This window comes from Aureimonas sp. Leaf454 (genome assembly GCF_001424685.1).
GTDB lineage: Bacteria > Pseudomonadota > Alphaproteobacteria > Rhizobiales > Rhizobiaceae > Plantimonas.
The window spans coordinates 577,459-594,014 of record NZ_LMQT01000001.1 but is presented as its reverse complement, the minus strand read 5'-3'; the positions used below and the strand labels follow the sequence as shown (position 1 = coordinate 594,014).

The following is a 16,556-nucleotide window of genomic DNA, read 5'->3' as shown; positions in this document are numbered from 1 at the left end:
ACTCCTGGCGAGGCGGGAACAAGAAGAGAACATCGGGTATGGGTCTGGCATGAGCGATCTCGACGCGTCGGCGAACGGGCGGACGGTGCGCCCCTTCGACGTGACGAACCGCGACGTGCTGCGGATCGCGATTCCCATGACGCTCGCCTTCCTTACGCAGCCGCTTCTCGGCATCACGGACACCGCGGTGATCGGACGCGTCGGCGATGCCCAGATGCTGGCGGGGCTCGTCGTCGGGGCGCTCGTCTTCGATTTCGCCTTCCTCACCTTCAATTTCGTGCGCTCCGGCACGACCGGCCTCACCGCCCAGGCTTTCGGCGCGGGCGACGAGACGGAGATGCAGGCGGTCTTCTGGCGGGCGGCGCTCCTGGCGCTGGGGATCGGCTTTGCGCTGATCCTGGCAGAGCCTTTGGTGGTCGAGCTCGGGCTTCTCGCGATCGCACCCGAGCCGGGCGTCGCCGAGGCGACACGGATCTATGTCTTCTGGCGCATGCTGGCCGCACCGCTGTCGCTCCTCAACTTCGCGGTTCTCGGCAGCGTGCTCGGCCGGGGAGAGGCGCGGCTGGGTCTCCTGCTTCAGCTGGCGATCAACGGCGCGAACATCGTCTTCTCCGTCCTCTTCGGCCTTGTCCTTGAGGGCGGCATCGCGGGCGTGGCCATCGGCACGGCGACGGGCGAGGCCGTCGGCTGCGTCCTCGGCCTCCTCCTCGTCACGCGGCGCTTCGCCCGGGGCGCGCGGCCGAGCCGGGCGCGGATCCTCGACGCGGCGGCCTTCGGCGCGATGATCGGCGTCAACCGGGATATCATGATCCGGTCCTTCTGCCTCCTTGCCGGCTACACGCTCTTCACGCGCATCGGCGCGGGCTTCGGCGCGCTGACGCTGGCGGCGAACGGCGTGCTCCTGACGCTCTTCATGGTCGGCGGCTATTTCCTCGACGGGCTCGCCAACGCCTCCGAACAGCTCGTCGGGCGCGCGGTCGGCGCACGCTGGCGGCCGGCCTTCGACCAGGCGGTGAGGCTCAGCCTCCTCTGGGGTCTCTTGCTCAGCGCCGCGCTGACCGTCCTGTTCCTCGCCACGGGAAGCACCGTCGTGGCGCTGCTCACCACCGATGCCGCGATCCGGGACGCGGCGGCGCCCTATCTCGGCTGGGCGGCGCTCGCCTGCCTCTCGGGCGCGCTCGCCTTCCTCATGGACGGCGTCTTCATCGGCGCGACCTGGACGGCGGCGATGCGCAACATGATGCTCGTCTCGACCCTCGCCTTCGCCGTCATCGCCTATGCCGTGACGCCGCGTTTCGGCAATCACGGCCTCTGGTTCGCGTTCCAGCTGTTCCTGTCGCTGCGCGGCGTGACGCTGCTCGTCGCGCTGCCCGCGCGGCGCCGCGCGACGTTCGGCATTTGAGAGGCGTTATTCCGGGCCGGCGGCGAGCACCTTGTCGGTCGTGCGGCAGCGCATCTCCTTGATCGAGGAGACGCCTTCGAGGTCGAGGATCTCGCGCAGGCCGTTGAGGATGCGGACGGGCAGTCGAGGCCCGCCGTAGACGAGGCCCGTGTAGAGCTGGACGAGATCGGCGCCGGCCTCGATCTTGGCCATGGCGGTCCGCGCATCCTCGACGCCGCCGACGCCGATAAGGGCGATATCGGGGCCGAGCGCACGCCGGAAGGCGGCGAGCGTCCAAGTGGCGCGCCGGAAGAGCGGCCGGCCGGAGAGGCCGCCGGCCTCGTTGCGATGGGCGAGCGTTTCGGACAGCCCGTTCCGCGAGAGGGTCGTGTTGGAGACGATCAGTCCGTCGATCCCGTGCGTCGCGGCGGCATGCGCGATCTCTTTGATGTCATCGCGCGAAAGGTCGGGCGCGACCTTCAGGAAGATCGGCTTCTTCCCCGTCGCGGCGATGGCGGCGCAGCCGTTGCGGGCCGCGACGACGGCCGCGAGCAGGCGGTCGAGATCCTCGCCCGTCTGGAGTTGGCGAAGGCCGGGCGTGTTCGGCGAGGAGATGTTGATCGTGAGATAGCTCGCCAGCGACTCAAAGAGCGAGACGCCGTCGACATAGTCCTTGATGCGGTCGGCCGAATCCTTGTTGGCGCCGACATTGACGCCGACGATGCCGGGCTTGCGGCGGCGCGTCTCCAGCCGGGCGAGGGCGGTGGCGTGGCCTTCGTTGTTGAAGCCGAGGCGGTTGATGACGGCGCCGGCCTCCGGCAGGCGGAAGACGCGCGGCCGTGGATTGCCCATCTGCGGCAGCGGCGTCAGCGTTCCCACCTCCGCGAAACCGAAGCCGAGACGAAGCGCGGCGTCAGGCACCTCCGCGTTCTTGTCGTAGCCAGCGGCAAGGCCCAGCGGATTGGGCAGCGACAGTCCCGCGACGGTGACGCGCAGGCGATGGTCGATCGGCACGTCGACGCGCGGGACGATCCCGCGCTTCAGCGCCTCCACCGAAAGCCCATGGGCCTTTTCCGCGTCCATCTGAAAGAGGAGCGGCCGGGCGAGCCGGTAGAAGGGGATCATCGGATGCTGGCGGGGAAGATGTGAAAGCCCGAGGGTCCGACCGGAAGCGCTTCGGCGAAGAGCACCGCCTCCAGCGCCAGCGGCCCGTAGAGATGGGGAAAGAGCTGTCCGCCGCGGGAGGGCTCCCATTTCAGCGCATCGCCGAGCCGGGCGGGATCGACGCCGATCAGGACGAGATCGGTCGCGCCGGCGAAATGCTTGGCGGCGGTCTCGCGCACCTGCGCCGCGGTCGACAGGTGGATGTAGCCATCGGCCCGATCGATCGGGGCGCCCTCGAAACGTTTCGTCGACTCGGCCTCCTCCCAGAGCGCCCGGGGCGCGATCTTGTAGATCGGTTCGCTGCTCATGGCCGTCATGCCCGTTCCCGTCCTTCGCTCGGCGTCCACCGCGGCACCATTCTCGCCGAAATCGGGTGCTAAACATCGGGTACGCCGTCGTTTCCCGTTCGCGACGATCCATAACACCGGAGGAATGCCCGATGAAGACAGAAGCCGCCATTCTCTTGCTGGCCGCCCTCTGCAGCGCCGCTCCGGTCCTCGCGCAGACGGCGCCCGGCGGCGAGCCGGCGCCCGGCCGCTACCAGTTCCAGCCCGTCGAGGGCGGCCTCGCCAAGCTCGACACGGCGACCGGCGAGATCACGATCTGTCGGGTCGATCCCGCCCGCATGGTCTGCGACCCCGACGCAGCGCCGCGCGGCCCGGTCGCCGTCTCGCCGTCCGGCCCGTCCTCCGGTTCGGTCGTGCCGCCGCCACCCGTCGCCGGACGCGAGGACGAGGAGTTCGACAAGGCTCTCGACCGGATGAAGCGCGTCTTCCGGGCGTTCGGCGACGTCGCGCGGGAGTTCGAGGGCGCAGAGCCGGCCCCGTCCTCGCCGGAGCCGAACCGGACGTAAGGCGTCAGGCCTCCTGGGGTGCGACCGGCGCGGTCCGCACTGCCGCGTGTTCGCCGATGCGACGGCGGATGAAGGTCTCCATCTCGGCCATGGACCGGACGGACGCGGCGGACGGAAAGGCCTGGAAGACGTGGCAGCCGGCATTGTGCAGCGAGATCTCGGTCTCGTTGCCCGCGGCCTGCCAGCGCTGCGCCATGAAGAGCGTGTCGTCGAGGAGGAGATCGCAGGTTCCCGCGGTGAAGAGCGCCGGGGGCAGACCCTTGAGGTTGGCGTAGAGCGGCGAGACGTCGGGCGAGCGCGGATCGGTTCCCGCCGGCAGGAACCGCTCGACGAAGGCGGCGACGTCCTCGGTGTTGAGGACGAGGCGCTCCTCGCCCCAGGCCCGGACGCTCGGCGTCAGCGAGAGATCGAAGCAGCCCGCATTGAGATTGGCCGCGGCGAAGGGCGTCAGTCCGTGACGGTCGCGCAGGCGAACGAGCGTCAGCACGGACAGATGCGCGCCCGCCGACTCGCCGCCGATCGCCAGGAAGCCGGTCGGCAGACCCGCGAGTCGTCCTTCGACCAGCGCCAGCGCCGCCGCCTCGCAATCGTCGGGCCCCGCGGGAAAAGGGTGTTCCGGGGCGAGGCGATAATCGACGGAGGCGACGGCCAGTCCCGTCTGCTGGCAGAGGCGGCGAAGCGCCGGATCGGCTTCCGAGGCCGCCCCGAACACCCAGCCGCCGCCGTGGATGTGGAGATAGGTGCCTCGCGGCGGCGCGCCCGAGGGGCGGAAGACGCGGACCGGGATCGCGTGACCGGACGGGCCCTCGAGGTGGATGGTGTCCGCCTCCGGATCGGGGGCGACGGCCGGAAACGTGCCGCGGCCATCCCGTCGCGCCTGCCGCACGGCCTCGATCGGCAGCGACCACGGGCTGGGCTTGGCCTTCTGCATCGCAATGATGTCGGCATTGGTCGCGATCAGTTCGGGCTCGGCGCGCGATAGGTCGAAGACGGCGGGATCGATCGTCAGTCTGCGCATGGCCAGCCCTCCTCCGCGACGCCCGGCTGCGTCGATTCGTGGCCGGCTGATCAAGCGCGCGACATTGCGACCTGATTAAGGACGCGTGATCGGCCGCGCTCGCCATTGCGGTTTCGCGCGGCGACATGAGAGAACCGGCGCGGAGCGCCGCCGGTCGAACCTGGCGCCCGCAGGTCTCCGAAGGGGACGGGAAGCCGCGAGGGTTGATGCAGTTCATCGAGACATTGGCGATCCGAACCAAGGGACGGTCCATGCTGGACATCTCCGCGGCCGTCGCCGAACGCCTGAAGACGTTCGAAGCCGCCGACGGCCTCCTCACGGCCTTCATCCGGCACACGTCCGCCTCGCTGGTGATCCAGGAGAATGCCGATCCCGACGTGCAGGCGGACTTCCTGGATGCGCTGGACAGGCTCGCGCCCGCCGGGCCGATCTATCGCCATTCCATCGAGGGGCCGGACGACATGCCGGCGCATATCAAGGCGGCCGTGACCTCGACGAGCCTGTCGATCCCGGTCCTGCGCGGCCAGTTGATGCTCGGCACCTGGCAGGGACTCTTCGTCGTGGAGCATCGCGCACGACCGCACACGCGCGAGGTCGTGCTACATTATTCGGGAACCCGGACCGGGCCTCCGGGCGCCAGCGTCGCGCCGACGCCTGCGCCCGTCCGCCGATGAAGGATCCCTGATGAGCCACACCTTCATCGTCGCCGACGATCATCCGCTGTTTCGCGGGGCGCTGCGGGAAATCCTGTCCTCGCTGCCCGGCGAGCACCAGATCGTCGAAGCCAAGGATTTCGACGAGGCGGTCGCGGCGCTGGCCCGGTATCAGGAAGCCGATCTTCTTTTGCTCGATCTCGCCATGCCGGGCTCGGACGGACTTTCGGGCCTGGCGCTCCTGCGCGCCGAACATGCCGGCATTCCCGTCGCCATCGTCTCGGGCAGCGAGGACGGACGGCTGATCCGCCACGCGCTCGATCTCGGCGCCTCCGGTTTCATTCCGAAGAGCTCCGGCTTCGAGGAGATCCGCGCGGCCATCGCCAGCATTCTCGGCGGCGACGTGCATCTTCCGCCGCATATCCTGCCCGACGGGGAGAGCGATCCGGAGGTGGCGGAGCTGATCGGTCGGATGCGCACGTTGACGCCGCAGCAGACCCGTGTCCTCACGATGCTCGGCAAGGGGCTCCTCAACAAGCAGATCGCCTACGAGCTCGGCATTTCGGAAGCCACGATCAAGGCCCACGTCTCCGCCGTTCTCGGCAAGCTCGGCGTGGACTCGCGCACCCAGGCGGTGATCCGGCTGTCGCGCCTCAACGCCGGTCGGGACGGTTCGGCGACCTGAGGCCGACGGCGGACTTACTCCGCCGCGACGCGCCGCCCACGACCCTGCGCCATCGCGGCGCGGAGCGACGCGGGTTTGACGGGCTTGGTCAGGAGATCGATGCCGGCGGCGGCGGCGGTCTCGCGCAGGGCCGCGGACCGGTCCGCCGTGATGAGAATGGCGGGAAGACCGGGGTCGATCCGGCGGCGCAGCTCCGCGACGACATCGACGCCGTTCGCCTCGCCGAGGTGATAGTCGACGAGAACGATGTCGAGCGAGGCGGCGCAGGCGCGTTCCATCGCCTCCGCCGGCGAGGCCGCGAGGTCGACGCGGCAGTTCCAGCCGGTGAGGAGCACCTGCATGCCCGAGCGGATGGCGGCCTCGTTGTCGACGACGAGCACGCGCATTCCGTCGAGCCGCAGCGCGCGGTGGACGTGGGTGGTCGGCGCGCGAGCAGGGGACGCCGGCCGGGAGCTGACCTTCGGCAAGGTCACGCGGAAGCGCGTTCCCCTGCCGTGCTCGGACGTGACCGAGACCGGATGATCGAGGACGCGGGCGATCCGGTCGACGATGGACAGGCCGAGGCCGAGCCCATCGGCGGTGCGCGTGCCCTCGTCGAGCCGGATGAACTCCTGGAAGATCGTCTCCAGCTGGTCGCCGGGAATGCCGATGCCGCTGTCGACGACGGAAATGTCGACGGTGCCGTTGTCCCGGTCGCGCCGGACGCCGACCACGACCTTGCCCTCCTTCGTATATTTCACGGCGTTGGAGACGAGGTTCTGCAGGAGCCGCCGGAGGAGATTGCGGTCGGAGCGCACCGTGGCGGTGGTCGGCACGAAACGCAGGCGGACGCCCTTGGCGAGCGCCAGAGGCGCCAGGTCGGTCTCGATCATCGACAGGAGTGGCTGGAGCGGAACGTCCTCCGGCCTCGACGTCATTCCACCGGCATCGAGGCGCGAAATGTCGAGGACGGCGCCGAGGATCGCCTCGACCGATTCGATTGAGGAGTTGATGTTGGCGGCGAGCCCCGCGCCGGGCAGCGTCGCATGCCGCTCCTGGAGGGCGGCCGCATAGAGGCGCGCGGCGTTGAGCGGCTGCAGGATGTCGTGTCCGGCGGCGGCGAGGAACCGCGTCTTGCCGAGATTGGCGGCTTCGGCGATGCGGCGGGCTTCGCCCAGCGCGTCGTTGGCGCGCACGAGCTCGGCCGTGCGCTGGCGCACGCGTTCCTCCAGCGTCTCGTTGACGTCGCGAAGGGCCGCTGCGCGGCGCACGCGTTCGGTCATGTCGGAGACGGTGAGGACGAGACCGCCGCCGGGCATGGCGTTGGTGCGGATTTCGATGACCCTCTCGGATGTCATGAGCGAGATCTGCCGAAGGGCCGGCGCCTGCGTCAGGACTTCGAAGCTCCGATGCAATTCCGCCTCGTCGATCTCTCCATGAGCCCGAAGCTGGCCGAGAATGGCGGTCAGGGGCGTTCCGACCTGTCCGAATTGCGGCGCGAGGTCGAGAAGGTCGCGCAGCTGGCGGTTCCAGACGGTGAGCCGCAGATCGACGTCGAAGACGGCGAGGCCCTGGTCCACCTGGTCGAGGGCGATGCGCAGGATGTCGCGATTGTATTGGAGTGCCTCGGATGCATCGTCGAGGAGGCGGATCGCGGAGCGGCTGGAGCCTTTGTGGCGCTGCAGAAGGAGCGACAGGACAAGGCGCGAGGAGGCCGAGCCGATGGCCGAGCCGAGCAATTGCTCGGAGAAGCCGATCACCCGTGCATCGGCCTCCGTCGCATCGTCGAACGTTCGCCGCTCGTCGGCTTCCAACGTCTGGAACGAGCGCTCGGTGCGTTCCTGGCCGAGATAGCGGGCGATCGTCGCCTTCAGCTCGCCGACCGTCACGTCGGCGCGCGAGCGACGGAAGGCGGTGGGCCCCGCGCCGTCGGGCCGCACGAAGATCGAGGCCTGGATGCGCTCGCGCGGGCTCGACGCGCGCGTCAGGGAGCCGACGACGAGGGCGGCCGCATTGAGGGCGAGGCTGACGAAGACACCGTGCATCAGCGGATCGAGATCAAGACCGAGAAGGGCTTCGGGGCGCAGCGCGTTCCAGCCCAAGGGGCCGGATTCCACGAAGGCCGAGCCGGGCAGGATCGCGGGCAAGAGCAGCGTGTAGGCCCAGGCGCCGATGCCGGACAGAAGCCCCGCCTTCGCGCCGCGGGCATTGGCGCCCTTCCAGAGAAGACCGAGAAAGACGGACGGTGCGAACTGGGCGATCGCGGCGAAGGAGAGAAGGCCGATCGAAGCCAGTGCCGAGCCGCCGCCCGTCAGCCGGTGATAGAGATAGCCGAGCAGCACGATCGAGAGAATCGCCGAGCGCCGGATCTTCAGGATCAGCCGCGTCGCGTCGGCTTCGGAGGCCGGCTGCGATTGCTGCAGCAGAAGCGGCAAGACGAGATCGTTCGAGATCATGATCGAAAGGGCGACGCAGGCGACGATCACCATGGCGGTGGCCGCCGACAGGCCGCCGATGAAGGCGACGAGCGAGAGAATGTCGTGTCCGGCCGAGAGCGGCAGGGCGAGGACGAAGAAATCGGCTTCCGCGCCGGGTCCGAGCCGGATCAGCCCCGCCGCCGCCACCGGCAGGACGAAGAGATTGATCGCGACGAGATAGAGCGGAAACAGCCAGCGCGCCCGACGGATCTCGGCGCGCGTGCGGTTCTCGACGACCGTGACGTGGAACTGGCGCGGCAGCAGCACGATCGCGAAGGCGCTGAGGATGGCCGAGGCGACGAAGCGCCCGTCGAGACCGCCGGAAAAGGCCGCTGCGATCTCCGGACTATCGAACGCCTGCCGCCAGAGTTCCGCCGGACCGAAGAGGGAGAAGGTCACCCAGAGTCCCACCGCGAGGAAGGCCGCGAGCTTGACGATCGATTCCAATGCGATCGCGAGGACCAGCCCGTTCTGGTGCTCGGTCGCGTCGGCATGACGCGTCCCGAAGAGGATCGCGAACGCGCCCAGCGCCAGGGCGACGTAGAGCGCGATGTCGCCGAAGAAGGGCGGCGTGCCGATCGTGCCGGGCCTGTAATGGGCGATGGTCGCCACGCTCGACGACACCGCCTTCAGCTGCAGCGCGATGTAGGGCACGGCGCCGATCAGCGCGATGACGGCCGCGATCGCCGCGACCGATGTGCTCTTGCCGTAGCGCGAGCCGATGAAGTCGGCGATCGTCGTGATCTTCTCGGCCTTGGCGAGCGCGATGATCCGTTCGAGCAGCGGCGTCGCCACGACGAAGACGACGATCGGCCCGCAATAGATCGCGAGGAAGGCGAAGCCGTCGCGGGCGGCGACGCCGACCGAGCCGAAGAAGGTCCAAGACGTGCAGTAGACGGCGAGGCTGAGGGCATAGACCCCCGGGCGGCCGGCGGAGGACGAACGCGCGCCGGTCCGTCGGTCGCCGAGATGGGCGACGGCGAAGAGAATGAGGAGATAGGCGACCGCCGCCGCGCCGATGATCCAGCTCTGCATGGCGCATCCTCGCCATGCCCGGCCGCCGCGTCCAGTCGCATGTGCAAAAAGCCCGGGGCCGCGCCCGCGACGCTTGCGCTGCGGGGGCAAAATCGTCCCAATGTCGCGGATGGTCCGCAGGCGGACGGCGCACGGTATGGGGGAGTGGCGGCATGCTCAAGGAGTTCAAGGAATTCGCCCTCAAGGGCAACATGGTCGATCTCGCCATCGGCATCATCATCGGCGCCGCCTTCTCGGGCCTCGTGCAGTCGCTCGTCGCCGACATCATCATGCCGATCGTCGGCCTCCTCACCGGCGGCGTCGATTTCACCAACAAGTTCTTCGGCCTGACCGCGGGCGTCAATTCGGCGAGCCTTGCCACCGCGCGCGAGCAGGGTGCGGTTCTCGCCTATGGCAACTTCTTCACGCTCCTCATCAATTTCATGATCGTCGCCTTCGTGCTCTTCATGATCGTGAAGGGCATGAACCGGCTGAAGCGCAAAGAGGAGGCCAAGCCGACGGCCGCCGCCGACATTCCCGCCGAACAGAAGCTTCTCGAGGAAATCCGGGATCTCCTGGCGAGCCAGCGGGCCGAGGCCCGGCGCGAGCCGGCCCGGTTCGGCAGTTTCAGCGACCCGAGCTGAGCGGCGGAACGACGGCGTTCGCGCCGTCGAGCCCATCCGGCCGACGGCCGGGACCTGTCTTGACGGGGCGCGCGGGAGGGTCGATGCGGGGGTGATCTCGAAGCCCCTCGTTCTCCCCGATCCAGGCAACCCGTCATGACCCATCTCGATCGCCTGCGCCGCGAAGCGCTCGCCGCGCCGGAAAGCGGCATCGTCGCCATCATGAACTATGCGCGGGGACGCGAGGGGCTGATCCCGCTCTGGACCGGGGAAGGCGACCTGCCGACGCCGGCCTTCATCAGCGCGGCGACCGCGACGGCGCTCGCCGCGGGAGAGACCTTCTACACCTGGCAACGCGGCATACCCGAGCTTCGCCAGGCCATCGCCCGCTACGCCGCGCGCCTCTACGGCATTCCGGAGGTCCCCGAGCGGTTCTTCGTCACGCAGTCGGGGATGCAGGCGATCCAGATCGCGATCTCGGCCGTGGCGGGCGCCGGCGACGAGATCGTCTTCATCGGCCCGGCCTGGCCGAACTTCGAGGCGGCGCTGGCGCTGGCGGGCGGCGTGCCGCGCGAGGTCTCGCTCGAATGGGCGGAGGCCGGCTGGCAGCTCGATCTCGACCGGCTGAAGGCCGCGATCGGCCCGAGGACGAAGGCGCTCTTCGTCAACACGCCGTCCAATCCGACGGGCTGGACCGCCGACGAGGCCACGCTGCGCACGATCCTCGATCTCGCCCGCGCGGCCGGCATCGTCGTCATCGCCGACGAGATCTACAGCCGCTTCTACTATGCCGGGCGGCGCGCGCCGTCCTTCCACGACGTCATGGAGGCCGAGGACGCGATCCTCTTCGTCAATTCCTTCTCCAAGAACTGGGCCATGACGGGATGGCGGGTCGGGTGGATCGAAGCGCCTGCCGTCCTCGGCGACGTCATCGAGAACCTCATCCAATATTCGAGTTCGGGCGTCGCCGCCTTCCTGCAGCGGGGAGCGATCGTCGCGCTGGACGAAGGGGAATCGTTCGTCGACGAGCAGGTGGAGCGCGCGCACCGCGCCCGGGATCTCTGGACGAGGGCGCTCGCCGCGACGAACCGCGTGCGCGTCGCGCCGCCCGCGGGGGCCTTCTACTCGTTCTTCGCCATCGACGGGATCGAGGACTCGCGGGCCGCGGCCTTTCGGATCGTCGACGAGACGGGCGTCGGCCTCGCACCCGGCACCGCCTTCGGTCCGGCGGGCGACGGGTTCCTGCGCGCCTGCTTCCACCGCCGCATCGACGAGGTGGAGATCGCGGCCGAGCGGCTCGCCGCCTGGATCGGGCGGCTCTGAGTCGTGGCGGCTGGCAACGCGCTGCCCTGGCTGGCGGCGACGCTCGCCGTCGGGGCCGCCGGCGGCGCGCTGGCGTCTCTGCTCGGTCTTCCCGTCGCCTGGCTCCTCGGCTCGGCTGTCGCCGTCTCCGCCGCGAGCCTTGCCGGCCTGCGCACCCACGTGCCGGACGCGCTCCGCAACGCGACCTTCTTCATCCTCGGTGTCCAGTCGGGCGCGGGCGTCACGCCCGAGGTCTTGGACCAGATTGCGCTCTGGCCGGCTTCCTTCGCCCTCCAGATGGCCGGGGTCGTCGCCGTCGTCGCCGCGACCTATGCGTTCTTGCGCGGCGTCTTCGGCTGGAACCGTGAAACGGCGCTCTTCGCCTCCGTGCCCGGCGCGATGTCCTTCGTGGTCGCGGCGGCGAGCGAAACGCGGGCGGACATGACGCGGGTCATCGTCGTCCAGAGCCTGCGCCTGCTTCTTCTGCTCGGCGTGCTCGTGCCGGTGCTCGGCTGGCTCGAAAGCGGCGACGACGTCGTTCCAATCTCGCGCGGGCTCGACGGCACGCCGATGCAATACGGGCTTCTGCTCGTTCTATGTCTCGGCGGCGCGATCCTCGGCCATGTCTCGCGTCTTCCCGGCGGCCTTCTTCTCGGCGCGCTGATCGTCAGCGCCGTTCTCCACGCGAGCGCGCTCGCGCCCGTCGGCGTTCCACCCGCGATCTCGCTCCCCGCTCTGGTCGTTCTCGGCGCGGTGATCGGCGGGCGCTTGAAGGCGGAAAATCGGCGGGCGATGGTCGAGCTTCTGCCCGCCTCGCTCGGCGCCTTCGCGATCGGGCTCGGCCTGTCCGGCGCGGCCGCCGCGCTCTGCACGTGGCTCCTCGACATCGATGTCGGCAAGGTGGTCCTCGCCTACGCGCCAGGCGCGCTGGAGGCGCTGACGGTCCTCGCCTTCCAGTTCGACCAGGATCCCGCCTATGTCGCGGCCCATCACGTCGTCCGGTTCATCGCGCTGGCGGTGGCCATCCCGATCGTCGCCCGACGTTTTCGGCGCGTCGATCGCGGGTGACCGACACTGAGAGGCGGCGGCCGGAACCGCGCCCGGCGAGCCGAAGGGGGATCCCAGAAAGGCTCGGCGACGAGGTCGCCGAGCCTTCGTTCAACCGCCGGCCTGCGAGACCACGAGCGGCGTGATTCTCGCCGTGCGGGCCGCATGGGCGGGTCGCTCTCCCGCGAGGGGAATGCCGACCGCCTCGAAGGTCTCGACCAGAGCCTCGCAGAGCCTGTCGATGAGCGCGTCGTCGTGCAGCGGCGTCGGCGTGATGCGCAGGCGTTCCGTGCCGCGCGGAACCGTCGGATAGTTGATCGGCTGGATGTAGATCCCGTGAACCTCGAGGAGGTGGTCGCTCGCCCGCTTGCACAGGTCGGGATCGCCGACATGCATCGGCACGATGTGCGTCTGCGATGTCATCACGGGCAGGCCCGCTTCCGCGAAGACCGCCTTGGCGCGCGCGGCCTGCCGCTGCTGGCCTTCGCGCTCGACCTGACTCGCCTTGAGGTGGCGGATCGAAGCCGTCGCGGCCGCGGCGAGCGCCGGGGGGAGGGCGGTGGTGAAGATGAAGCCCGGCGCGTAGGAGCGAACCGCGTCGACCACGGCCTTGGTGCCGGCGATGTAGCCGCCGAGCACGCCGAAGGCCTTGGCGAGCGTTCCCTCGATCACGTCGATCCGGTGGGCGAGACCGTCGCGTTCGGCGATCCCGCCGCCGCGTGGCCCGTACATGCCGACGGCATGGACCTCGTCGATATAGGTCATGGCGTTGTAGCGTTCCGCGAGCGCGACGATCTCCGCGATCGGCGCGATATCGCCGTCCATCGAATAGACGCTCTCGAAGACGATCAGCTTGGGACGCTCGCGGCCGGCGGCCTTGAGAAGCTCTTCCAGATGCGCGACGTCGTTGTGCCGGAACACCTGCTTGCGCGCGCCGGACTTGCGGACACCCTCGATCATCGAGGCGTGATTCAGCTCGTCCGAGAGGATCAGGCAGTCCGGCAGGAGCTTGGCGATCGTCGAGATCGAGGCCTCGTTCGACACGAAGCCCGAGGTGAAGACGAGGGCGGCTTCCTTGCCGTGGAGGTCGGCGAGCTCGCGCTCCAGCTCGACGAGCGGGTGACTGGTGCCGGAGATGTTGCGCGTGCCGCCGGCGCCCGAACCGAGCGCGGCGACGGTCGATGTCATCGCGGCGACGACGCTTTCATGCTGCCCCATGCCCAGATAATCGTTCGAGCACCAGACGGTGATTTCGCGGGCTTCGTCACCGTTCCGCCAGATGGCGGCCGGAAAACGCCCGGCTATCCTTTCGAGATCCGCGAAGACGCGATATCGCTTTTCCGAATGCAGCGCCTCGATCGCGGATTCGAAGTGACCTTGGTAATCGATCATGGACGACTCCTTCCGGAATGGTTCTAAAAGCCCGGAAGGATGAAGTCTACGCCGGGGTTGGGACGAATTGTCCAAGCTCCGGATGAGCGCCGCTCGCCGGTGCCCCCCGCGAAACCAAAGGCCGCCGTCGCCGGCGGCATCGCTAAAGGAGTGACGACATGGCTTTGAACCATCTGGGCGCAGGAGGCGCGCGTTGACCGTCCTCGTCACCGGCGGCGCCGGCTATATCGGCAGCCACATGGTGCTGGCGCTCACCGATCGCGGCGAGACCGTCGTGGTCCTCGACAATCTCGTCACGGGGTTCGACTGGCTGGTCTCTCCCTCGGCGGAGCTCGTGCGCGGCGACATCGCCGACGGCGATCTGGTCGCCGGCCTCATTGAGCGGCACGGGATCGATGCGATCGTCCATTTCGCCGGGTCGATCGTCGTGCCGGAATCGGTCGCCGACCCTCTCGGCTACTACCGCAACAACACCTCGAAAACGCGGGATCTCATCGAGAGCGCGGTGAAGGGTGGCGTGAAGAACTTCATCTTCTCATCCACGGCCGCGACCTACGGCGTGACCGGCGCCGAGCCGGTGACCGAGGACCGGCCGCTCCTGCCGATCTCGCCCTACGGTCGCTCCAAGCTCATGAGCGAGATGATGCTGGAGGATGCGGCCTTCGCCCACGACTTCAGCTATGCGGCCCTGCGCTACTTCAACGTCGCGGGCGCCGATCCCGGCGGCCGGTCCGGCCAGTCGACGCGCGGCGCCACGCATCTCATCAAGGTCGCCGTCGAAGCCGCGCTCGGCAAGCGCGAGGGGGTCGAGATCTTCGGCACGGACTATCCGACGAGCGACGGAACGGCGATCCGCGACTACATCCACGTGACCGATCTCGCTGCGGCGCATCTGAAGGCGCTCGATCATCTGCGTGGCGGGGGCAAGAGCATCGTCGCCAATGTCGGCTACGGGCGGGGTCTCTCCGTCCGCGAGGTGCTGGACACGGTGCGCGAGGTCTCCGCGGTCGCCTTCCCGGTCCGGGAATCCCCGCGACGGGCGGGCGACCCGCCCAGCATCGTCGCCGACAGTTCCAAGGCGCGGGCCGAGCTCGGCTGGACGCCGCAGCTCGACGATCTCCCGACGATCGTCGAGCACGCGCTGGCCTGGGAACGCCATCTGATGCGCCGCAACGCCTGACGCTGCAAAGCCGGTCGCCGCGCGCCCGTCTTCCGCCTGCGCCCATCGTCGACGACCGGCAGGTTGAGGCGTCTCAGGCTTTGTTCGCCTCGCCCGGCTCCGGTCCCTCCGCGGCCGTTTCGGGCGAGGCGCTGTCGGCCCGGCGGGCGCGGGCCTGCTCCTTGCGTCGCCTGAGATTGGCCTTCAAGGCCTCTTCCGCTCGAAGACGGCGGGCCTCCGCCGCGATCTCGCCTCTCGTCCTGTCCGCCATCTCGCTCCCCCATCGATCCGTCGGTCCGCCGGGACCGGTCCGGCTTGGCGCCGCCGTCAGCCAAAGCGCGGACCGGTCGCTCCGTCCAGTCGAAAACCGCCCGCTTCCGCGTCGCAGTGCGCGTCCGATGCCTTCCCAAGCGTGCGGGGAATGGTAGATAGAGCCGAAACTTCGAGGATCGGCCGCTCGGCGGCACCAGCCGCCAGGACATGAGATGACCACGATCGACCGCGTCGGTTTCGCCGCCGAGCTCGCCGCCTACACCGAGGCCAAGGGCCCGATCACGATCGGCCTCGCCGGTGCCGGCCAGATGGGAACCGACATCGTCGTCCAGGCGGCGCTGATGACGGGCGTTCGCATCGGCGCCATTGCCGCCAGCCGGCCGACGCGCCCGATGGAGGCGATCGCGATGGCCGGTCATGCCGAGGGCCATGGACGGATCGCGAGCGGCGCTTCGGCGGTCGACCGCGTGATCGAAGCAGGCGGCATCGCCGTCACCGACGACATCGCCGATCTCTGCGCGGCCGGGCGCATCGACGTTATCGTGGATGCGACCGGGAGCCCCGAGGTCGGGACGACGCTCGCGCTGGATGCGATCCGCAACGGCAAGCACATCGTGATGCTGAACGTGGAGGCGGACATCACCGTCGGCCGGCACCTCGCCGCCGAAGCGCGGCGCGCCGGCGTCGTCTACACCGGCTCCGCCGGCGACGAACCCGCCTCGACGCTGGAGCTCATCGCCTTCGCGCAGAGTCTCGGCATGGAGATCGTCGCGGCCGGCAAGGGCAAGAACAACCCGCTCGACTTCAACGCCGTGCCCGACGACTACGAGGAGGAGGCGCGCCGCCGCAACATGAACGCGCGCATGCTCGTCGAATTCATCGACGGCTCCAAGACCATGGTCGAGATGACCGCCATCGCCAATTGCACGGGCCTCGTTCCCGACGTCGCCGGCATGCATGGTCCGAACGTCACGCGGGAGACCTTGGCGCAGGTCCTCTGCTCGAAGGCCGACGGCGGGATTCTCTCCGCGCCCGGCCGCGTCGACTACACGATCGGCACGGGCGTCGCGCCCGGCGTCTTCTGCGTGGTCAAGCCGCGCCACGAGCGGGCGATCGAGCGGATGGCCGATCTCAAGGTCGGCCCGGGCCCCTGCTTTTCCCTGATCCGGCCCTTCCATCTGACCTCGCTCGAAACGCCGCTCTCGGCGGTGCGCGCGGTGATGTACCGGCGGCCGGACATGGAGCCGGTGGATCGGCCGGTCGCCGAATGCGGCGCGATCGCCAAGCGGAACATCGAGGCGGGCGAGATCCTGGGGCGGATCGGGCAGGCCGATTACCGCGGCCATGCCATGGTCTGGCAGGAGGGTCGCGAGGCACGGGCCCTGCCGCTCGGGCTCGCCGAGAAGGCCCGGGCGTCGCGGCCGATCAAGGCCGGCGAGCTCCTGACCCACGCGAACTGCACGGCCGACGCGTCGCTGGTCGTCACGCGCATCCGGGCCGATCTCGATCGGGCGGACCAGCGGTTCCTGGCATGAT

Annotated in this window: 15 protein-coding genes; 9 read left to right on the top strand and 6 right to left on the bottom strand. The window is 69.3% G+C overall.

Annotated features, from left to right (window positions below; genetic code table 11):
• Nucleotides 1-49 precede the first annotated feature (49 nt).
• Nucleotides 50-1,402, top strand: a complete 1,353-nt coding sequence (locus tag ASG43_RS02620) for an MATE family efflux transporter (RefSeq protein ID WP_056499827.1) — start codon at nucleotides 50-52, stop codon at nucleotides 1,400-1,402.
• A 6-nt stretch (nucleotides 1,403-1,408) separates the two neighbouring features.
• On the opposite strand, the gene ASG43_RS02615 is transcribed toward ASG43_RS02620, so the two are convergent.
• Together ASG43_RS02615 and ASG43_RS02610 are read right to left on the bottom strand one after the other, a co-directional pair.
• On the bottom strand, nucleotides 1,409-2,506 hold the full coding sequence (locus tag ASG43_RS02615) for a quinone-dependent dihydroorotate dehydrogenase (protein WP_056499825.1): 1,098 nt from the start codon (nucleotides 2,504-2,506) through the stop codon (nucleotides 1,409-1,411).
• Nucleotides 2,503-2,853: a DUF952 domain-containing protein gene (locus ASG43_RS02610; RefSeq protein ID WP_156386458.1), complete on the bottom strand. Its 351-nt coding sequence runs from the start codon at nucleotides 2,851-2,853 to the stop codon at nucleotides 2,503-2,505. Before ASG43_RS02610 ends, ASG43_RS02615 begins: the two co-directional genes overlap by 4 nt.
• 131 nt (nucleotides 2,854-2,984) lie before the next feature.
• Between ASG43_RS02610 and ASG43_RS02605 the strand changes: the two genes are divergently transcribed.
• Nucleotides 2,985-3,398, top strand: coding sequence for a hypothetical protein (locus ASG43_RS02605; RefSeq protein WP_056499821.1), 414 nt, complete (start codon nucleotides 2,985-2,987; stop codon nucleotides 3,396-3,398).
• A 4-nt stretch (nucleotides 3,399-3,402) separates the two neighbouring features.
• On the opposite strand, the gene ASG43_RS02600 is transcribed toward ASG43_RS02605, so the two are convergent.
• Nucleotides 3,403-4,416, bottom strand: a complete 1,014-nt coding sequence (locus tag ASG43_RS02600) for an alpha/beta hydrolase (protein WP_056499819.1) — start codon at nucleotides 4,414-4,416, stop codon at nucleotides 3,403-3,405.
• A 206-nt stretch (nucleotides 4,417-4,622) separates the two neighbouring features.
• On the opposite strand from ASG43_RS02600, the gene ASG43_RS02595 reads away from it, so the two are divergent.
• Together ASG43_RS02595 and ASG43_RS02590 are read left to right on the top strand one after the other, a co-directional pair.
• The gene (locus ASG43_RS02595; RefSeq protein WP_056499818.1) at nucleotides 4,623-5,090 is read left to right on the top strand and encodes a secondary thiamine-phosphate synthase enzyme YjbQ; all 468 of its coding nucleotides are present in this window, start codon (nucleotides 4,623-4,625) and stop codon (nucleotides 5,088-5,090) included.
• A gap of 7 nt (nucleotides 5,091-5,097) precedes the next feature.
• Complete coding sequence (locus ASG43_RS02590; RefSeq protein WP_162244675.1) at nucleotides 5,098-5,754, top strand: response regulator transcription factor; 657 nt, start codon at nucleotides 5,098-5,100, stop codon at nucleotides 5,752-5,754.
• Between the two features lie 14 nt (nucleotides 5,755-5,768).
• Here ASG43_RS02590 and ASG43_RS02585 read toward each other — a convergent pair whose 3' ends face one another.
• The gene (locus ASG43_RS02585; RefSeq protein WP_056499813.1) at nucleotides 5,769-9,245 is read right to left on the bottom strand and encodes a PAS domain-containing hybrid sensor histidine kinase/response regulator; all 3,477 of its coding nucleotides are present in this window, start codon (nucleotides 9,243-9,245) and stop codon (nucleotides 5,769-5,771) included.
• Nucleotides 9,246-9,397: 152 nt separating this feature from the next.
• Between ASG43_RS02585 and mscL the strand changes: the two genes are divergently transcribed.
• The 3 genes from mscL (at nucleotide 9,398) to ASG43_RS02570 (ending at nucleotide 12,217) form a co-directional block, all read left to right on the top strand.
• Complete coding sequence (gene mscL, locus ASG43_RS02580; protein WP_056499811.1) at nucleotides 9,398-9,868, top strand: large conductance mechanosensitive channel protein MscL; 471 nt, start codon at nucleotides 9,398-9,400, stop codon at nucleotides 9,866-9,868.
• Between the two features lie 135 nt (nucleotides 9,869-10,003).
• The gene (locus tag ASG43_RS02575) at nucleotides 10,004-11,170 is read left to right on the top strand and encodes a pyridoxal phosphate-dependent aminotransferase (protein ID WP_056499809.1); all 1,167 of its coding nucleotides are present in this window, start codon (nucleotides 10,004-10,006) and stop codon (nucleotides 11,168-11,170) included.
• Nucleotides 11,171-11,173: 3 nt separating this feature from the next.
• A complete protein-coding gene (locus ASG43_RS02570; protein WP_056499807.1) occupies nucleotides 11,174-12,217 on the top strand; it encodes an AbrB family transcriptional regulator in 1,044 nt (347 codons plus the stop codon).
• A gap of 90 nt (nucleotides 12,218-12,307) precedes the next feature.
• Here ASG43_RS02570 and hemA read toward each other — a convergent pair whose 3' ends face one another.
• Nucleotides 12,308-13,585 (bottom strand): 5-aminolevulinate synthase, encoded by a 1,278-nt coding sequence (hemA, locus tag ASG43_RS02565; protein ID WP_056501020.1) that lies wholly within the window; start codon nucleotides 13,583-13,585, stop codon nucleotides 12,308-12,310.
• Between the two features lie 196 nt (nucleotides 13,586-13,781).
• Here hemA and galE point away from each other — a divergent pair, with 196 nt between their 5' ends.
• Nucleotides 13,782-14,768: a UDP-glucose 4-epimerase GalE gene (galE, locus tag ASG43_RS02560; protein WP_056499805.1), complete on the top strand. Its 987-nt coding sequence runs from the start codon at nucleotides 13,782-13,784 to the stop codon at nucleotides 14,766-14,768.
• Nucleotides 14,769-14,841: 73 nt separating this feature from the next.
• Here galE and ASG43_RS23200 read toward each other — a convergent pair whose 3' ends face one another.
• Nucleotides 14,842-15,018 (bottom strand): hypothetical protein, encoded by a 177-nt coding sequence (locus ASG43_RS23200; protein ID WP_200939454.1) that lies wholly within the window; start codon nucleotides 15,016-15,018, stop codon nucleotides 14,842-14,844.
• 214 nt (nucleotides 15,019-15,232) lie between these two features.
• Here ASG43_RS23200 and ASG43_RS02555 point away from each other — a divergent pair, with 214 nt between their 5' ends.
• Nucleotides 15,233-16,555 (top strand): homoserine dehydrogenase, encoded by a 1,323-nt coding sequence (locus ASG43_RS02555; protein ID WP_056499802.1) that lies wholly within the window; start codon nucleotides 15,233-15,235, stop codon nucleotides 16,553-16,555.
• Nucleotide 16,556 lies beyond the last annotated feature (1 nt).